We start from the raw sequence: 18,345 nt of genomic DNA, 5'->3' as shown, positions 1-18,345 counted from the left end.
AAAATCCCATCGGCAAATGGGATTTTATCTCTAGTTCTACAATAATTCTTTCCGAAAAGTACATCTTCGTTTGTGAATCACTGGAGCAAAATGCTTCCATAAGTTGATACTAGCTGCATTGTCAGCTAGTTCAGGCGTTCTGAAACAGTTTATAATTCCCTTTTCAGTGAAGGTTTCGTAATATTCATTGAAAATGATTGCGGTAACCGCCTTGTTTTGATAGTCAGGATGAACACCAATTAAATAAAAAATCACACTTTTACTTTGCTTTTTAGCCCTTAGCAAATGCAAAAATCCAAAAGGAAATAATTTTCCTTTCGATTTTTTTAAAGCTTCCGCAAAATCAGGCATTACGATACTGAAAGCTACAATATTATGGTCTTTGTCCTCTACGAATTTGACATATTCGGGGTTGATAAAGCTGATGTAGTTTTTCTTGAAATATTCTTTTTGGGTATCTGATATGGCTACAAAAGAGGATAACGAAGCATAAGATTCATTGAATAAATCAAACATTTTATCCACATGCGGCATTATTTCTTTAGTGGTTTTAAAATTTAATGGCGCTAATTGATATCTTTTCTTCACTAGATCATTGGCTTTCTTGAAGAATTCCGGTTTTACATTGGCAAAAGGAAATTTACTTTCAATATATTCTTTCTCTTTGATGTAACCCAGTTTTTCAAAATGATCTGCATAATACGAATGATTATACCAAGTGATCATGGTTCCAATTTCTTCAAAACCTTCAGTTAGCACACCAACTTTGTCTAAGTTTGAAAACCCCATTGGGCCTTCAACATATTCTAATTTGTTTTTTCGTCCCAATTCGTACACTTTTTCAAGTAATGCTTTTGTTACCTCAATATCGTCAATGGTATCAAACCAACCAAAACGAACTTTCATTTTTTGTTGATTTTTAACTTCTTTCCAATTTATTATTGCTGCAATTCGCCCTACAATTAAATTGTCTTTGTAGGCTAGGAAAAAATAAGCTTCGGCATCTTCAAAAGCAGGATTTTTTGTTTTATCAAAGGTTTCTAATTCGTCAGCAATAATAGGTGGAACCCAATATTTGTTGTCTTTATATAATGAAAAAGGAAATTTTATGTACGCTGTTAATTCACTTTTCGTAATCGCTTCTTTTATTGTAATCATGGTATTTCTTGAAATTCTATATTATCCTTTTTTTGTCTTTTTGGCTCTTTTCTCAGCTTTTTCTCCTGAATCACCTGAGTCAATATTTACGCGGACTTCTTTATAATTAGCATCATAGCGCCAAGAAAAACCAATTCCTCCATAAACGATAGAGGGTGTGTCCTTCAGGCTTGTGCTTATAGACGCATCAATTTGCAGATCTTTGTTTATTAAATAAGCAGCGCCTCCACGAACGATGGCATCGCTATAAAAATCACTTTTAAATCCTTGGTTTTCCACAAATCCAGACCATTTGTCATTAAATCCTCGTGTTAATGTTACTACGTAGCCATAACTTGGAAAATCGGTCGTTACATAGTCTGCAATGATGTTAGTCACAAAAACCCATTTGCCATCGCCAAAGTGATTTTGGGTGATCAACATGATTTTTGGCGATATGCTGGCTTCTGGAGAAAACGCGTAAGGGTTATCTGCCATTGTAAAATTAGCTCCAGCAAATAAAGAAACTGCAGGAAGTAATTGGCGCCAATTGAATTTTCTATTGGCTTTCCAGCTATAAATATTGACTTTTTTCTCATAGTTTTTAAAAGGGTCGTAAAGTAAAAACTTGGCTCCTAAAACAGTCTGTTTGAAGTCCGCAATATTCGAGTTGTTAAATAACGCATTGTATTTCTCGTTTTGGTATTGTATGTCTGCTATCAATTCGAGCCTTTCCATGAATAATCCCCAGCGTAGTGTAGCATCAATTCCAAAACCATTAGCATCATAATTTAGTAGACTATGTTTTTGTTTGATTGCATAAAGGCCTGTTTCTATTTGAATGACTGACTTTCCAACGGAATAAGCAGACATAGTTTCGCCGGGTCTATTAGAGTTGATTTGATCAGTATGTTGTCCATAATGAATGCTTGGAATTGTTAATAGAATTGTGGCAAGTACCATTTTTATTTTTTGCATAGTAGTATTTTAATTAAAAAGTGACAACGCTTTTCAAATGTACTATATTTTATTATTTATTTAAGAATGATATTTTAATTTTGAGCGTTGGATTTATTAATTTTGAAAAAAATTATACATTTATGCAAACAGCTTCCTTTACTGGTTTTATAAAAGCACTATTTTATATGATCGCTTTCTATTATATTTTTAGGTTTTTGGCAAAATTATTTCTGCCATTAATCGTAAAAAAAGTTGTAGAAAAAGCAGGGCAAAAGATGCAACAGCAACAACAAAATACATGGAATAATTCCCAAAGTAAAGATGAAATAATATACAATTCGGAGAATGTCAAAAAACCGCGCGAAACCAAAAAAGTGGGAGATTACGTTGATTATGAAGAAATAGATTAAATTTGTCGTTATTTGCAGGTTTTTATTCTAATCCAAACTTTTTTAAATTGAAAATAATAAATAAGTTCTATCCGCACGCCCTTGCCATACTTGGTTTTGTACTCGTTTCTGTTATTTATTTTTATCCTGTTTTGCAGGGCAAACAAATTTTCCAATCGGATATTGTGCAATATACTGGAATGGCCAAAGAGCAAAATGACTTTAGAGCCACGGATCACATAGAACCTTATTGGACTAATTCAGCTTTTGGTGGAATGCCAACCTACCAATTGGGCGCAAAATACCCACATGATTATATTGGAGCTTTAGATGATGCATTGCGATTTTTACCGCGTCCTGCAGATTACTTATTTTTGTATTTTCTTGGATTTTATGGATTGATGCTCGTTTTAAAAGTGGATCCTTTGAAAGCCTTCTTCGGTGCATTAGCCTTTGGACTATCAACTTATTTAATTATCATTCTCGGGGTTGGTCATAATGCCAAAGCGCATGCTATTGCTTATATGCCGCTTGTTATTGCTGGATTTATTCTGGTTTTTCAAAAAAAATATATTTTAGGAGGTTTGATTACACTTTTTGCAACAGCATTAGAAATCAATGCGAATCACTTCCAAATGACGTATTACCTACTGATTTTCTTGCTGATACTTTCTGCTTATTTTATTTATAAACAAGTTAAAGAAAAGGAGTATAAATCGTTGTTGTATTCTTTTGTGACTTTAGCGGTTGGAGGAATTTTTGCGCTGGGTGCAAATGCAACGAACTTATTGGCTACAGCGGAATATGCAGATTTTAGTACTCGTGGAAAAAGCGAATTGAGTTTTAATCCTGATGGTTCAAAGAATACGAATAGCAGTGCGCTGACACATGATTATATCACAGAGTACAGTTATGGAATCGCCGAAAGTTTCAATTTGATTGCGCCACGACTTTTTGGTGGTTCTAATAATGAAGCTGTAGGGAGAAATAGCAATATGTTCGAATTTATGATTGGTAAGGGTGTTCCAGAAGACCAAGCTGTTGACTTTGTTTCAGGAATGCCAACCTATTGGGGCGACCAGCCTATTGTTGCAGCTCCGGCATATATTGGAGTGGTGGTTTTCTTTTTAGGAATCTTGGCTTTATTTATCGATAAGCGCAAAATTAAATATGTATTTCTTTCGGGAGCTGTCGTTGCATTACTACTTTCCTGGGGAAAGAACTTCCCTTTATTGACAGACTTTTTCATCGATTATGTTCCTATGTACAATAAGTTCAGAGCGGTATCTTCGATCCAAGTTATTCTTGAATTGTGTTTTCCAGTTTTGGCCATTATGGGATTGCAATCGTTCTTTCTACTAGATAAAAAATTACAATGGAAAGCCTTGTATGAAACAGCTATTTTAGGTTTTGGAATTATTGTAATCTTGTTCTTTAGCAAAAGCTTATTTAGTTTTTCAGGCGGAAATGATGCTTATTTTCAAGAAAGTTATGGTCCTGAGTTTGTAAATGCACTTAAGCTAGACCGAATGAGTTTATACAGTGCTGATTTATTGCGTTCTGCTTTCTTTATCTTACTAACTGCGGGAGTTTTGTGGTTGTCTATTAAGGACAGATTTGCTCAAAGGACTGCTATTATAATCGTAGGATTATTGATGGTTTCTGACTTGTTTTTTGTTGACAAGAACTATGTTTCAGGTAAAGATTTTGTTAGCGGAAGTCAAGTTGAAGTGCCTTTTCAGGAATCTCCTTCAGATGTTGAGATTCTAAAAGACACTTCCCATTATCGCGTTTTTGAGGTTTCAGGGAATTTATCTAGTGCTAGAGCTTCCTATTTTCATAAATCTATTGGTGGTTATAGCGCCGTAAAACCAAGAAGAATGCAGCAATTGTTCGATTACCAAATTGCTAATAACAATATGGAAATCCTCAATATGCTGGATGTTAAATATGTGATTCAAACCAATAAAGAAGGAAAAGAATTCCCAACGTCAAATCCAAATGCCAATGGAAATGCTTGGTTTGTAAGTCAAGTAATATTGGTTAACTCTGCTGATGAAGAGATGAAAGCGTTAGATAGTTTGGATTCTAAAAATGTGGCGGTTGTAAATAGTAAGGATTTTGAGCTTAAAAATACGGCCTTCGCCAAAGACAGTGCAGCGTCCATAATTTTAGAAAATTACAAACCTAATTATTTGAAATATGCATCGGAAAATGCAAAGGAAGGTTTAGCCGTTTTCTCTGAAATGTATTACGGAAAAGGTTGGAATGCTTATATCGATGGTAAAAAATTAGATCATATAAGAGTGAATTACGTTTTAAGAGGCTTACAAATTCCTGCAGGAAAACACACGATTGAATTTAAGTTTGAACCAGAAGTCGTAAAAACTGGAAGTACAATTACGTTAATTAGCTCCATAGTAATGTTGATACTTTTGATTGGTGGGATTTATTTTGAAAGGAAGAATAGATTTAAGATTGTTGATTAATGATCTAAGAACTTTACAAGTAGTCGTCATGATTTATTCATCTTATTAGTTCAATATTCATTTAGTATCTTTGTTGTTATATAAAAAAAAAGCAATGATGAAAAAGGTATTTCTTAATTGTGGAGCTCCAGAGGAGTTAGAAGCGAAAAGAATTGTCGAAATCAAATCGCTTTCTTATCTAGAAAGATTAGAAAGATTAATGGCGATTTTAGAGGTTTCTTATTTGATTAAAACAGCCAAAAAAATACAATCTAAAAAATAATGAATGAGCAAATAGTTGCCATTTGGAATAGTTTTTTTCAAAACAAAGTTAGATATATAACTATTGGTGGTTTTGCCGTAAATATTTATGGTTATAATCGTAATACAGGAGATATTGACATTTATTTAGAAGACACTCTTGAGAATCGAATTAATTTAAGAAAAGCATTAAAGTCTGTTGATTTAGGAGATTTTGAAACCATAGAAACCATGCAATTTATTCCTGGTTGGACAGATTTTACATTGAGTTATGGTTTGCGATTGGATATTATGACCGCCGTTAAAGGTTTGGAAGATAAATCATTTGATTTGCTTTTAAATGACGCTACTGTTGTAATGATAAATGAAACTCCTGTTTATTTTATTGATTATGAAAGTTTGATTATTGCCAAAAAAGCAGCTAACAGACTTAAAGATCAACTAGATATTGAAGAGTTGGAGAAAATAAATAACAAAAATATGTATTAAATTATGAAAGAATTATTCGGTTTAGAATCCTTTCGTCGAATGTTATTGAACCTCTTTTTTTTAGGGTTGTCTTTTGGAGTTATCTTTGGTATTTATCTGTTTAGTCCTGAGAATTTTAGGTTTTATTTTTTAATACCAATTATTCCAGCTTTGTTTTTAATTTCAAGAGGTTTATATAGTAATGTCCCTTTATTTATGGTAGATTTAAAATCCATTACGAAATAGAAATTCCTCAAAAATTAAGTCATTCTTGCAAAGGGACAATCCCAAATACTATTTATGGTGATTCTTCCTTCGTCAGAATGACAAAATAATAAACAACTTATTTTGTCTCAAAAAAAAATCCTTATAATCACCTATTATTGGCCGCCAGCTGGAGGGCCAGGCGTGCAACGATGGCTTAAATTTGTTAAGTACTTGCCAGACTTTGGCGTTCAGCCTATTGTCTATATCCCCGAGAATCCTACGTATCCCATTGTTGATGAAAATTTGGTCAAAGAAGTTTCGGACAAAGCGATTATTCTGAAACAGACCATTTTTGAACCCTATCAACTAGCATCTTTTCTTTCAAAGAATAAAACTAAAAAGATGAATTCTGGAATTATTCCAAATCAGAAAAAGCAATCTTTTCTAGATAAAACGTTTCTTTGGATTCGAGGCAATCTTTTTATTCCAGATGCGCGTGTTTTTTGGGTGAAACCCTCGGTTGATTATCTGGAGAAATACATTAAAGAGAATAATATTGACACCATAATAACATCTGGACCGCCGCACAGTTTGCATCTTATTGGATTAGAATTAAAACAAAAATTAAATCTGAAATGGTTTGCTGATTTCAGAGATCCGTGGACCACTATTGGCTATCACAAATCCTTGCGATTGTCTAGATTTGCAGCCAAAAAACACAAAGCACTGGAACATCAGGTTTTGAATACAGCCGATACCATTATCGTAACGAGTAAAACGACCAAAACTGAATTTGAGACGATTACCAGTATGCCAATTGCGGTAATAACGAATGGTTATGATACGGAGCAAGTCGAAAAACAAACTTTAGATACTAAATTTAGCTTAGCACATATTGGTTCCTTTCTATCTGAGAGAAATCCTCTGATTTTATGGGAAAGTTTGGTTGAATTGACACAAGAGATTCCAGATTTTAAATCACATTTAGAAATAAAACTAATCGGAGCAGTTAGTCAGGAAGTTTTAGAAACCATTTCTCTATTCGGATTAAAACCCTATTTGAATAATTTGGGGTATGTTTCGCATACAGAAGCGATTGCGCATCAGAGGAAATCTCAGGTTTTACTACTCATCGAAATTAATTCTGAAGACACAAAGAGTATTATTCCAGGAAAATTATTTGAATATATGGTTTCAAATCGACCCATTATTGCTATTGGACCAAAGGAATCTGACTTTGCAGAAATTATTACGAATACTAACACAGGCGTATTTTTTGATTATTCAGAGAAAATGAAACTTAAAAGTGTAATTTTGGACTTTTATAATCAGTTTTTAGAAGGGAAATTACAATCGAATGGAGTTGGATTACAAAATTATTCCAGAAGAAATCTAACTAAAGAATTGGTGGAATTGCTTAATAAAGTTTAAATTTAAAAGTGAGGTTTCTTAGTGCCTTGTAAGGATAAAATAATGGGAATAGTATTAAATCAATCTTTAAAGAATACGATAATTACCTATTTGGGTTTTGGAATTGGCGCAATAAATACACTTTATTTATACCCTATTTTTTTAGGTGCTACGTATTATGCTTTAACAAATTACATACTTTCTGTTGCTAATGTAATCATGCCTTTGTTTGCAATAGGAATGCAAAATACATTAGTTAAATTCTATTCTCAGTATAACACTGACGAAGAACGATCTCAGTTTTTGTCTTTTACTGTTTTGTTTCCTTTACTGCTATCCATTCCATTAATTTTTATAGGATTTGTTTTTTTTGATGATATTTTAATTTTTGTATCCAAGAAAAATCCAGTCGTCAAGGATTTTATTTGGCTCATTCCATTTATAGGACTGTGCATGGCCTATTTCGAAATTTTTTACGCTTGGGCCAGAGTTCACATGCACTCGGTTTTTGGTAATTTTATCAAAGAAGTAGGTTTGAGATTGTTTTCCTTAGTTGCGTTGATTGGGGTGTACTATAATTGGATTACTGTAGTAGATTTTGTCTACATCACCGCTGGGATTTATTTTTTGGCGCTGTTGATCACCATGGCTTATGCATTTTATATTAAAAAACCCAGTTTTCAGATCGCTGTTCCAAAAAATGCGAAAGGTTTATTAGAATATACCTTCTATATTATTTTATCAGGGAGTGTGGCTAATTTGCTTTTGGATGGTGACAAAATTATGCTGAATCAATATATGGTCATTGAAAACATTGCCTATTATTCGATAGCAACTTTTATTGCTTTAGTAATATCAGTTCCAAGTCGCGCGATGCATCAAATTGTATATCCAATTACCGCTAAACTGATGCACGACGATAAATTTAGCGAATTGAATGTGTTATATAAAAAGACATCAATCAATTTACAAGTGGTAGGTGGTTTTGTAATGCTAGGAATTTTTGTTAATATTAATCAGCTCTATGAAATTGTACCAAAAGAATACAGCGGTGGAATATTAGTTGTTTTTATGATTGGATTATCAAAATATTTTGATTTGATTTTAGGAAATAATAATGCAATCATTTTTAATACAAAGTATTACCGTGCTGTTTTATTTCTAGGCGTTTTTCTAGTAGTTGTAGCGATTGGTTTGAATGCAATATTTATTCCTCTGTACGGTATTATGGGGTCCGCATTTGCTACTTTAGTATCAATTACTCTTTACAGTATAGCTAAATTACTTTTTGTGGTCAAAAGATTGCATTTGTATCCATTTACAAACCAAACACTATATTCTCTTGGAATCACATTTATACTATTTCTTTTATTCTATTTTTGGGAATTTCCTTTTAATCCGATAATATCTATAGCCTTAAAGTCAGTTTTAGTTACCGTTACTTACATTTATATTAATTACAAATTTGTAATTTCTTTGGAAATCAATCAAGCGATTGATGTTGTTATAAAAAAAATGAGATAACGGATTAGTAGTTTGATTTTGTTGCTTTTGTATTATAAAAATTAAAATATCACTAAAAGTGGGTATTGTAAGATTCTAAATTTGCTATTATTTTTGTCCTTGTTGTTTTTAGAAATAACAATTTAAAAATGCGGATTAATTATCTTAAGGAATATGAAAACAAACAATACTATCTTTGACGAGAATCTAATAAAATTTTCTTCCGTTCTTGCCAGTAAAACTAGTAACGGATTTGTAGTTTTGGAACGAAATGATAAGTTGCCATATGCCGTTTTATTAAAAAAGAAAAAAAAAGTAGACCATTTTTTTAATTTTGTAATTTTTTGTGTGACTCTTGGCCTTTGGTCCATTGCTTGGATTTACATCACACAAGTTTCTTCAAAAGCTAAAAAAATCCTAATCGCAATTGATGAAGACGGCAATCCTTTTGAAGAAAAATGTTATATGGGGTAATGCTCTTATAATTTATCTATCAAATAGTGTCCCGTAACTGATGTTTTGATTTTCGCTACCTGTTCTGGAGTTCCCACTGCTAATAGTTTTCCACCGTTTTCTCCGCCTTCTGGGCCTAAATCAATAATCCAATCCGCACATTTTATCAGATCCAGATTGTGTTCTATCACAATTATCGAATGTCCTTTTTCTATTAAGGCATCAAAGGAAGTTAATAGTTTTTTGATGTCGTGAAAATGCAATCCTGTTGTAGGTTCGTCAAAGACAAAAAGTGCTTTGTCCTTTGTAGCTCCTTTTACTAAGAAGGAGGCTAACTTGATCCGTTGCGCCTCGCCACCTGAAAGCGTAGACGACGATTGTCCTAATTGTACATATCCTAATCCAACATCTTGTAGCGGTTGTAATTTTTGGATGATTTTAGCCTGTTTGTTTGCTGTAAAGAAAGCAATAGCATCGTCAACAGTCATAGTGAGAATATCATGGATATTTTTGCCTTCAACGGCTACTTCCAGAACTTCTTTCTTAAATCTTTTTCCATTGCAGGTTTCGCAAGGCAATTGCACATCGGCCATGAAGACCATTTCCACATTTATAGAACCTTCTCCTTTGCAGGTTTCACATCTTCCACCATCAACATTAAAAGAAAAATGTTTGGCCTGATATCCTCTTATTTTTGATAATTTTTCTTTAGCGTATAATTCTCTAATGTCATCATACGCTTTGATGTAAGTAACTGGATTAGAACGAGAACTTCGGCCTATTGGATTCTGATCGACATATTCAATGTGTTTTATTTGTGAAAATGATCCAGACATTTCACTGAATTGTCCCGCTTTTTCGCCCACATTTTTCAGTTTTTTCTGCATCGCTGGGAACAATATTTTCTTGACAAGCGTACTTTTTCCACTACCTGAAACTCCTGTGATCACAGTTAAAACATCTAGAGGAAAAGTGACATCTATATTTTGAAGATTATTTTCTCTGGCGCCTTTTATTTCGATATAATTCTTAAATGGTCTTCGTTTTTTAGGAACTGAAATCTCTAAATCACCGTTCAAATATTTAGCAGTAAGCGATGTTGATTTAAGGATTTCATCAAATGTTCCTTGCGCTACTAAATGACCGCCTAATGTACCCGCTTCTGGACCAATATCGATGATCATGTCCGCTGCCTTCATGATATCCTCATCATGTTCCACTACAATAACTGTGTTCCCTAAATCTCGAAGTGAAAGCAATACTTTTATTAAACGTTCTGTGTCTTTTGGGTGTAAACCAATACTCGGTTCATCCAGAATATACATCGATCCCACCAAGCTGCTCCCTAACGAAGTCGCTAAGTTGATGCGTTGCGATTCTCCACCAGAAAGGGTTGATGAATTTCTGTTTAATGTAAGATAATCCAAACCAACTTCAGTTAAAAATGCCAGTCGATTGTTGATTTCAAGTAATAAACGTTTGGCGATTTGCTTTTCATAAACATCTAACTCAATGCTATCAAAGAAACGAACTAAATGTTTAATTGGTAAATCAACTAAATCAGAGACTGTCTTAGAATTAATTTTCACATAAGAGGCCTCGATTCGCAAGCGTTTTCCTTTACAGGAATAACATTTGGTTTTCCCGCGATAGCGAGAAAGCATCACCCGATTTTGTATTTTATAATTCTTTTCTTCTAATTCTTTGAAAAAAGTATTCAGACCTTGAAAATATTCATTTCCGTTCCAAATCAATTCTTTTTGCTCTTCGGATAATTGAAAGAACGGTTTGTGAATGGGAAAATCAAACTTGTAAGCGTTATTTACCAATTCATCTCGAAACCAACTCATACTATCACCACGCCAAGGGAAAATAGCGTTTTCAAAAACGGATAAAGTAGTATTGGGGACTACTAATTCGGCATCAATTCCTATAATATTTCCGTAGCCTTCACATACAGGACAGGCGCCATATGGATTGTTAAAACTGAACAAATGAACATTTGGTTCCAAGAAAGTAATACCGTCTAATTCAAAATTATTAGAATAAGAAAACTTTTTATCGGAGTTTAATTCTTGTAAATGGCAAATTCCTTTTCCTTCAAAAAAAGCGGTTTGCACTGCATCGGCTAATCTATTGTAGAACTCTTCTTCTTCTTTGACTACAATTCGATCGATAATTAGAAAAATATTTTTTTTGGTGAGTGAATCTGGTAAATCATCCAAACGAACCATTTCATTATTAACTAAAATTCGAGCAAAACCTTGTTGCAAAAGCACTTTTAATTTGTCTTCCAGTTTTCTTCCTTCTTCTAAATGAATGGGAGCGAGGAGAAGCCATTTACTTTCTAAATCAAAAGTTTTTACATCAGTAACCACGTCAGATACTGTATTTTTTTTGACTTCTCGTCCTGAAACCGGGGAATAGGTTCGTCCTATCCTAGCAAACAATAATTTTATATAATCATAGATTTCTGTTGAAGTTCCTACAGTCGATCTGGCATTAGTCGTGTTTACCTTTTGTTCGATAGCAATTGCGGGGGCGATTCCCTTAATGTATTCTACTTTTGGTTTATCTAATCTTCCAAGAAATTGTCGGGCGTAAGAAGACAAACTTTCTACATAACGTCTCTGTCCTTCGGCATACAGTGTATCAAATGCCAAACTTGATTTTCCAGAACCTGAAAGTCCGGTAATAACCACTAACTTATTTCGGGGAATGGCGACATCTACATTCTTTAAGTTATGTACTTGCGCACCTTTTATAATGATATTTTTCTTTGGATCTAATTTTGAAAGGTCAACTTGCATAAAAACGATAATTTTTACAAAAGTAATCAATTTTGAACGGACTAAAAGAATTGAACAACTCACAAATAATCATTAAAAGTGAGGCAGGAATAAACTTTTTCCTTGTTGTATAGTTTTTATGTTTTCTATCCAATAAATAAATACTATTTTTAAGATTATTTTTGAAATAATTAACATCGATATACCATTGAAAACAAAACTTTACATTTTTATTTTTTTTCTGTCTTTTACTGCTTTTTCTCAAGAATTGCCACCAATTATTAAATACTCCTCTTCTACGTATGGAGCGGGAAACCAAAATTGGATGATTTCTCAGGATCAAAGCCATTATGTTTTCTTTGCTAATAATGAAGGACTTTTAGAATTTAATGGCGCGGTGTGGGAGTTATATCCATCGCCAAACGAAACCATTATCCGTTCAGTGAAAGTGATTGGTAACAAGGTTTTCACGGGTTGTTATATGGAATTTGGTTTCTGGACACGAAAGGCAAATGGCAAGCTCAAATACGTTTCACTCAGCAAAACAATAAAAAATAAAATTCTTGACGATGAACAATTTTGGAACATCTTAAATTATGATCAATGGGTGATTTTTCAATCCTTGAATCGCATTTATATTTATGATTCTAAAACGGGTGGGTTTCAAATTATTGCTCCTAAAAACAATATAATTAAATCGTTTCGAACAAAAAATGCGCTCTTTTTTCAAACAATTAATGAAGGACTTTTTGAAATTGAAAGTGGAAAAGGACGATTGGTTTCTGACAATGCAATTTTGAAAACCAATAAAATTGTCAATATTTTTGCAATCGATGAAGGCCTTTTAATCCAAACCCAGAGCAACGGATTTTACAAACTCATAGGGACTGTATTGACTAAATTTTCTACAGAGGTTGACTCAGAGTTGGCGGCAAGCAGCGTGTACAGTAGTCAGTTACTGTCAGACGGAAGCTTTGCTTTAGGAACGGTTTCAAATGGGATTTTTATCCTAAAAAATGATGGAAAAATCAAATACCACATCACTCAAAATAAAGGTTTGAGTAATAATACGGTACTTTCTTTATTTGAAGATGCCGATAAAAATCTTTGGGCAGGTTTAGACAATGGAATCAATTGTATTAATCTGCAATCTCCAATACAAAGTTTTGTGGATGATACAGGAATTTTAGGAACTGTATACACGTCCAAGTTGCACAATGGCAAACTGTATGTAGGAACCAATCAAGGTTTGTTTTATAAAAACTATCAGACAAATGATGAATTCAAGTTTGTAAATGGTACCAAAGGGCAGGTTTGGTCTTTGTTTGAATACGACGGAACACTTTTTTGTGGTCATGATTCGGGAACCTTTGTAATTGAAAATACGATTGCAAAAAACATATTTTCAGCATCAGGAACTTGGAAGTTTGAAACAGTCCCTAATCAAAAAGGTATTTTACTTCAAGGAAATTATTACGGAATATCAGTCCTTACTAAAATTAATAATCAGTGGAGTTTTAGAAATAAAGTAGCTGGATTTGATTATTCCTCTAAATATTTTGAAGTCACTAATACTTTGGAAGTTTTTGTTAGTCATGAATACAAAGGAGTCTTTAGGTTACAGTTGGATCCTAAACTACTGAAAACAAATCCTTTTAAAACTTATAAAACACCTACAAAAGGGAAAAATGCCAGTTTGACTAAATTCAATAACACCATTTATTATGCAAATAAGGAAGGGATCTTCAAATTGAATGACAAGACAAAACAGTTCAATAAAGACAACTTGTTGAGTTCTATTTTTGAAAAGGAGGAATACACATCAGGAAAATTAATTGTGGATAATTCCAATAAAATATGGCTTTTCTCGAAAAATTACATTCATTATTTTTCATTAAGTAAATTAAGTAACCAGCTGAAACAAAATGTAATTCCTATTCCGGCTTCATTGACTAATTCCATGTTAGGTTATGAAAATATTACCCAAATTTCGAATTCTAACTATTTGATTGGAACTACTGATGGGTATTATATTCTAAATCTTAATGAATTAAGTTTTAAAAACCATACGGTTTTAATAACTGATGTTATAACAAATCGGCAAAATGAAATTTTTAAAAATCAATCTATCTTAAATGAAGGTCTTTTTACCTACGATGAAAATAACATCACTATTAATTATACTGTTCCAGAGTACAATAAGTACATAAATGCTGAATTTCAGTATTTATTAGATGGTTTTCAAGCAGATTGGAGTGAGTGGAATGCAAAAACATCCGTAAGTTTTAAAAATTTGCCACCAGGTGATTATACTTTTAAAGTGCGTGCAAAATTTGCTAATTCTAGTTTGAATGATGCCGTTGTATATTCTTTTAAAGTAGAAAAACCTTGGTATTTATCCAATCTTGCACTCTTTGTCTATTTTATTTTCTTTTTGATAATGGCTCGACTTATTCACAAAACTTACAAAAACTACTATCAAAAACAAAAAGAAAAACTGATAGAAGAGAACAATCTTTTATTAGAAATTAAGGAGCTTGAAAACGAGCAGGAAGTAATGCGAGTTAGAAACGAACAGCTTTCTCAAGATGTAGATACTAAAAACAGAGAGTTAGCTGTTTCTACGATGAGTTTGAATAGTAAAAATGAATTGCTAGCTTTTATCAAAGATGACTTAAAGAAAACAACAGATGATGGAAATAGAAGTATCAAATCGGTTATTTCTACTATTAATAAGAATATTTCAGAAGGAGATAGCTGGAGTGTTTTTAAGGAAGCTTTTGATAATGCGGATAAAGATTTTTTGAAAAAAGTAAAGCTAGCTCATCCTTCCTTAACTCCAAACGATCTGCGATTGTGTGCCTACTTAAGATTAAATCTTTCATCTAAAGAAGTGGCTCCTTTGTTAAACATTTCAGTTCGAAGTGTTGAAATAAAAAGATATCGTTTGCGTAAAAAAATGGAATTATCGCATGAACAGGGGCTTGTTGAGTACATTTTAGCTGTATAGTTTTCTTCAATTCATAAAAATTCAACTATACATTACCACAACATTAACGTTATTGTTGTGTTTTTTTTATTTTATATGAAAAGCAACTATCATAATTTCTTCTTAATATTCAATACTTTTTTCAGTATTATAAATTAAATACCAAAATTTTTGCATTGTATGTTTTTTGTTGAGGTTCTTTTTGATTTATTATTAATGGTTCCGATTAATTTTATGATTCACAAAAAACATAAATTATGAAGTCAAACTATCTACTAATCCTTTTTCTATTTCTATCCTCTTTTGGTTTCGCCCAAGGATATGATGTTGGAGGAGTTGTTAAGGAAGCAGGTTCTGGTTTACCTATTCCAGGAGTAAATATTCAAGTTAAAAATTCAACAATTGGTACATCGACAGATATGGATGGTCGTTTCTCTCTAAAAGGAGTTGCCGCAGACGCCACACTTGTCTTTACTTATATAGGATTTAAAAATAGGGAATATAAAGTTGTAGCTAGCAATAGTGCGCTTTCAATTTCGTTGGAAGAAGATTCGAAAGTACTAGATGAAGTAGTGGTGATTGGATACGGAACTCAGAAAAGAAGAGAAGTAACAGGAGCAGTATCTGTAGTTGACAGTAAAACTTTAGAGGATTTAAAACCTGTAAGAATTGAACAAGCTTTACAAGGAACTGTCTCTGGGGTGAACGTGACTACTACCTCAGGTGCACCTGGTGCCGCTTTGGATATTCGTATTAGAGGTATTGCCACCAATGGGGAGAACAGGCCTACCACTATAATTGATGGATATGTGGGAGAGTTGGGATTGTTAAATCCAAATGATGTAGAATCTATCACGGTTTTAAAAGATGCTCAAGCAGCTATTTATGGTACTATTGGCGCTAATGGGATCATTCTTATTACCACTAAGTCGGGTAAAAAAAATTCAAAAGCTAGAATTAACTATAATACCTATACCGGTTTTCAGGAAACGTCACGAACATTACCGACATTGAATGCTACCGAATATGCATTATTATTAAACGAAAGCTATGCTAATGGAGGCAACCCGGTTCCTTTTCCTAATGTTTCTGGTCTAGGTAAAGGGACAAACTGGCAAAAAGAGGTTTTTAGTACGAGTGTTCCTATCATCAACCATGACATTTCCTTTTCTGGAGGTTCTGATAAAATTACGTACGCCGTAAGTGGTTCTCATCTGGATCAAGAAGGTATTATTGGCGAAAGTAAATCTGGGTTTTTAAGAAATACTGCCAGAGTCTCTTTGGGAGCAGATGTTACTGACAAATTGAAATTGAAAACGAACGTAATCTATACTTATTTTAATAGAAAATCATTAAATGAAAGTGGTTTAGGTTCTGTTTTGTTTAATGCTTTGAACACACCTTCTACATTTTCACCTTTTGATGCCAATGGGGATTTTACTTTAGTGCCCAGCAATACTGGTTTAGGAATCGAAATTATAAATCCATTGGCTCAAATAGCGAATACCTATAACGACTACAACTTCAAAAAATTGAATGGTAATTTTGGGTTGGATTACAAGGTTTTCAAGGATTTTACGATTTCGAGTTCCATTGGTTTTAATACGTCTAATAGTGAGTCTAAATCTTTTGCTCAGCAAATTAGTTATGGTGGAAAAGTTTTTGATGTGCCAAGAAGTTCTGTTTCTCAAAGTGCCATCAATGATAATGATTATTCTTTTGATTTATTTGGAACGTACACTAAGAAAGTTGCTGAGGATCACAATATAACGGCTACAATAGGAAATACTATTTTTAAGCAGTTTGGAAACGGATTGTTTGCAACTGGGTTTGATGTACCTTATAATTCTTGGGAATTTGCTGATATAGCTTTGACTAGAGGAATCCCTGAAGTACTGTCTAATAGTTCATATGTTTTTGACGAGCGTAGACTTTCTTATTTTGCAAGAGGGCAATACGATTATAAAGGGAAATACCTTTTCTCAGCAATGATCCGTCGTGATGCCTCTACTAAATTTGGTCCCGGAAATAAAGTAGGTTATTTCCCGTCATTTACCGCAGGTTGGGTAATTTCAGATGAAGGATTTTTTGGAGAAGACAAAATAGTCAACTTCATGAAGTTGAGAGGGAGTTATGGTACTTTAGGAAATGATCAAATTCCAAATAACGGCTATATTTCGCAGTTAAATGGAGAAGCTACTTATGTTTTTGATGATGTTTTAGTAAATGGTTTAGCAACGGGCCAAACTCCAAATGCAAATTTGAAATGGGAAGAGGCTAGAAAATTTGATGTTGGTTTAGATTTTAAACTACTACAAAATAAAGTATCTGTCGTTGCAGATTATTTTATTGATACACGAGCTGATTTATTAATCCCTTTTATTCCTGTTTCTGGAATTAATGGAACTGCAGCTCCAGGGGCAGGTTCACCAACAATCAATGCGGGAACGGTGCGAAATTCAGGTTTGGAGTTCTCCGTCGATTACAAAAATAAATTCTCGGATAATTTTTCGATGAGTGTTGGGTACAATGTTACTTTCCTTAAAAATGAAGTCTTAGAAGTAAACAACGGAATAGGTTTTATTGAAGGTGGAGCATTTGGCGTAGGACAGCAAGCACCTTCAAGAATGGAAGTGGGCAAGCCAATAGGATATTTCTATGGATATCAAACGGATGGTATTTTTCAAAACCAAGCCGAAGTTGCTGCCCATCCCTCTCAACTCTCTTTAGGTGCAGAGGCTAGTCCTGGGGATCTTCGTTTTGTGGATGTCAACGGCGATGGAATCATTGATCCTAACGATAGAACTAACATTGGCGATCCAATTCCAAATGCTACAATGGGATTCAATTTGCAAATGAATTATAAGAACTTTGACTTTGCAGTCTATACTTTTGCCTCTGTGGGGAATGATATGGTTAGAAATTACGAAAGAAATCTTACGGATGTCAATCGTCTTAATTATGTTTTGGACAGATGGACTGGCGAAGGAAGTACTAATTCTAATCCAAGAGTCACTACAAGTGCTTCAGGAAATTCTACTTTCTCCAGTTATTTTGTTGAAGATGCCTCTTATCTAAGAATCCAAAACATGCAGTTAGGCTATTCTTTAGATCCTACATTTTCTGAAAAAGTTGGAATCACTAAATTAAGGTTGTATGCAGGTGTAAATAATTTGTACACGTTTACAAAATATAGAGGTTTTGACCCTAGTGCGTCAAATGGATCTCCTATTGGCGGTGGAATTGACTATGGTTTTTATCCAATTCCAAGAACCTATTTGTTAGGTTTAAACATTAATTTTTAATTCGTA

The 18,345-nt window shown here is 33.4% G+C and carries 13 protein-coding genes; 10 read left to right on the top strand and 3 right to left on the bottom strand.

Annotation, left to right across the window (positions count from 1 at the left end; translation table 11 throughout):
* Positions 1–36: 36 nt before the first annotated feature.
* Positions 37–1,158, bottom strand: coding sequence for a GTP cyclohydrolase (locus E0F91_RS04150; RefSeq protein ID WP_132065093.1), 1,122 nt, complete (start codon positions 1,156–1,158; stop codon positions 37–39).
* Positions 1,159–1,179: 21 nt separating this feature from the next.
* A complete protein-coding gene (locus tag E0F91_RS04145; RefSeq protein ID WP_132065092.1) occupies positions 1,180–2,115 on the bottom strand; it encodes a transporter in 936 nt (311 codons plus the stop codon).
* Positions 2,116–2,237: 122 nt separating this feature from the next.
* On the opposite strand from E0F91_RS04145, the gene E0F91_RS04140 reads away from it, so the two are divergent.
* The 8 genes from E0F91_RS04140 to E0F91_RS04110 all read left to right on the top strand — a co-directional run bounded on the left by E0F91_RS04140 (position 2,238) and on the right by E0F91_RS04110 (position 9,277).
* A complete protein-coding gene (locus tag E0F91_RS04140) occupies positions 2,238–2,507 on the top strand; it encodes a DUF4834 family protein (protein ID WP_132065091.1) in 270 nt (89 codons plus the stop codon).
* Between the two features lie 47 nt (positions 2,508–2,554).
* Positions 2,555–4,975, top strand: a complete 2,421-nt coding sequence (locus tag E0F91_RS04135; protein WP_132065090.1) for a YfhO family protein — start codon at positions 2,555–2,557, stop codon at positions 4,973–4,975.
* A 94-nt stretch (positions 4,976–5,069) separates the two neighbouring features.
* Positions 5,070–5,237: a hypothetical protein gene (locus E0F91_RS17665; protein ID WP_165930083.1), complete on the top strand. Its 168-nt coding sequence runs from the start codon at positions 5,070–5,072 to the stop codon at positions 5,235–5,237.
* A complete protein-coding gene (locus tag E0F91_RS04130) occupies positions 5,237–5,704 on the top strand; it encodes a nucleotidyltransferase (protein WP_132065089.1) in 468 nt (155 codons plus the stop codon). Before E0F91_RS17665 ends, E0F91_RS04130 begins: the two co-directional genes overlap by 1 nt.
* A 3-nt stretch (positions 5,705–5,707) precedes the next feature.
* Positions 5,708–5,929: a hypothetical protein gene (locus E0F91_RS04125; RefSeq protein WP_132065088.1), complete on the top strand. Its 222-nt coding sequence runs from the start codon at positions 5,708–5,710 to the stop codon at positions 5,927–5,929.
* A 102-nt stretch (positions 5,930–6,031) separates the two neighbouring features.
* Positions 6,032–7,321, top strand: coding sequence for a glycosyltransferase family 4 protein (locus tag E0F91_RS04120; RefSeq protein WP_132065087.1), 1,290 nt, complete (start codon positions 6,032–6,034; stop codon positions 7,319–7,321).
* Between the two features lie 42 nt (positions 7,322–7,363).
* Positions 7,364–8,824, top strand: coding sequence for a lipopolysaccharide biosynthesis protein (locus E0F91_RS04115; RefSeq protein ID WP_132065086.1), 1,461 nt, complete (start codon positions 7,364–7,366; stop codon positions 8,822–8,824).
* A 153-nt stretch (positions 8,825–8,977) separates the two neighbouring features.
* Positions 8,978–9,277, top strand: coding sequence for a hypothetical protein (locus tag E0F91_RS04110; RefSeq protein ID WP_132065085.1), 300 nt, complete (start codon positions 8,978–8,980; stop codon positions 9,275–9,277).
* A 5-nt stretch (positions 9,278–9,282) separates the two neighbouring features.
* Here the strand turns inward: E0F91_RS04110 and uvrA are convergent, their stop codons facing one another.
* Positions 9,283–12,066 carry an excinuclease ABC subunit UvrA gene (gene uvrA / locus E0F91_RS04105; RefSeq protein WP_132065084.1) on the bottom strand — a complete coding sequence of 928 codons (2,784 nt, stop codon included), beginning with the start codon at positions 12,064–12,066 and terminating at the stop codon, positions 9,283–9,285.
* A 187-nt stretch (positions 12,067–12,253) separates the two neighbouring features.
* Here uvrA and E0F91_RS04100 point away from each other — a divergent pair, with 187 nt between their 5' ends.
* Positions 12,254–15,055 carry a helix-turn-helix and ligand-binding sensor domain-containing protein gene (locus E0F91_RS04100; RefSeq protein WP_243698835.1) on the top strand — a complete coding sequence of 934 codons (2,802 nt, stop codon included), beginning with the start codon at positions 12,254–12,256 and terminating at the stop codon, positions 15,053–15,055.
* 236 nt (positions 15,056–15,291) lie between these two features.
* Positions 15,292–18,339: a SusC/RagA family TonB-linked outer membrane protein gene (locus E0F91_RS04095; RefSeq protein ID WP_132065083.1), complete on the top strand. Its 3,048-nt coding sequence runs from the start codon at positions 15,292–15,294 to the stop codon at positions 18,337–18,339.
* Positions 18,340–18,345: the final 6 nt, after the last annotated feature.

The organism is Flavobacterium sandaracinum (assembly GCF_004349135.1).
Taxonomy (GTDB): Bacteria; Bacteroidota; Bacteroidia; order Flavobacteriales; family Flavobacteriaceae; genus Flavobacterium; species Flavobacterium sandaracinum.
This window is presented reverse-complemented; position numbering and strand designations above follow the sequence as displayed.

Coding starts and splice junctions, on each gene's coding strand:
- E0F91_RS04110 (WP_132065085.1), top strand. CDS start 8,978: ATGAAAACAAACAATACTATCTTTGACGAGAATCTAATAAAATTTTCT.
- uvrA (WP_132065084.1), bottom strand. CDS start 12,066: ATGCAAGTTGACCTTTCAAAATTAGATCCAAAGAAAAATATCATTATA.
- E0F91_RS17665 (WP_165930083.1), top strand. CDS start 5,070: ATGATGAAAAAGGTATTTCTTAATTGTGGAGCTCCAGAGGAGTTAGAA.
- E0F91_RS04125 (WP_132065088.1), top strand. CDS start 5,708: ATGAAAGAATTATTCGGTTTAGAATCCTTTCGTCGAATGTTATTGAAC.
- E0F91_RS04145 (WP_132065092.1), bottom strand. CDS start 2,115: ATGCAAAAAATAAAAATGGTACTTGCCACAATTCTATTAACAATTCCA.
- E0F91_RS04130 (WP_132065089.1), top strand. CDS start 5,237: ATGAATGAGCAAATAGTTGCCATTTGGAATAGTTTTTTTCAAAACAAA.
- E0F91_RS04140 (WP_132065091.1), top strand. CDS start 2,238: ATGCAAACAGCTTCCTTTACTGGTTTTATAAAAGCACTATTTTATATG.
- E0F91_RS04095 (WP_132065083.1), top strand. CDS start 15,292: ATGAAGTCAAACTATCTACTAATCCTTTTTCTATTTCTATCCTCTTTT.
- E0F91_RS04150 (WP_132065093.1), bottom strand. CDS start 1,158: ATGATTACAATAAAAGAAGCGATTACGAAAAGTGAATTAACAGCGTAC.
- E0F91_RS04115 (WP_132065086.1), top strand. CDS start 7,364: ATGGGAATAGTATTAAATCAATCTTTAAAGAATACGATAATTACCTAT.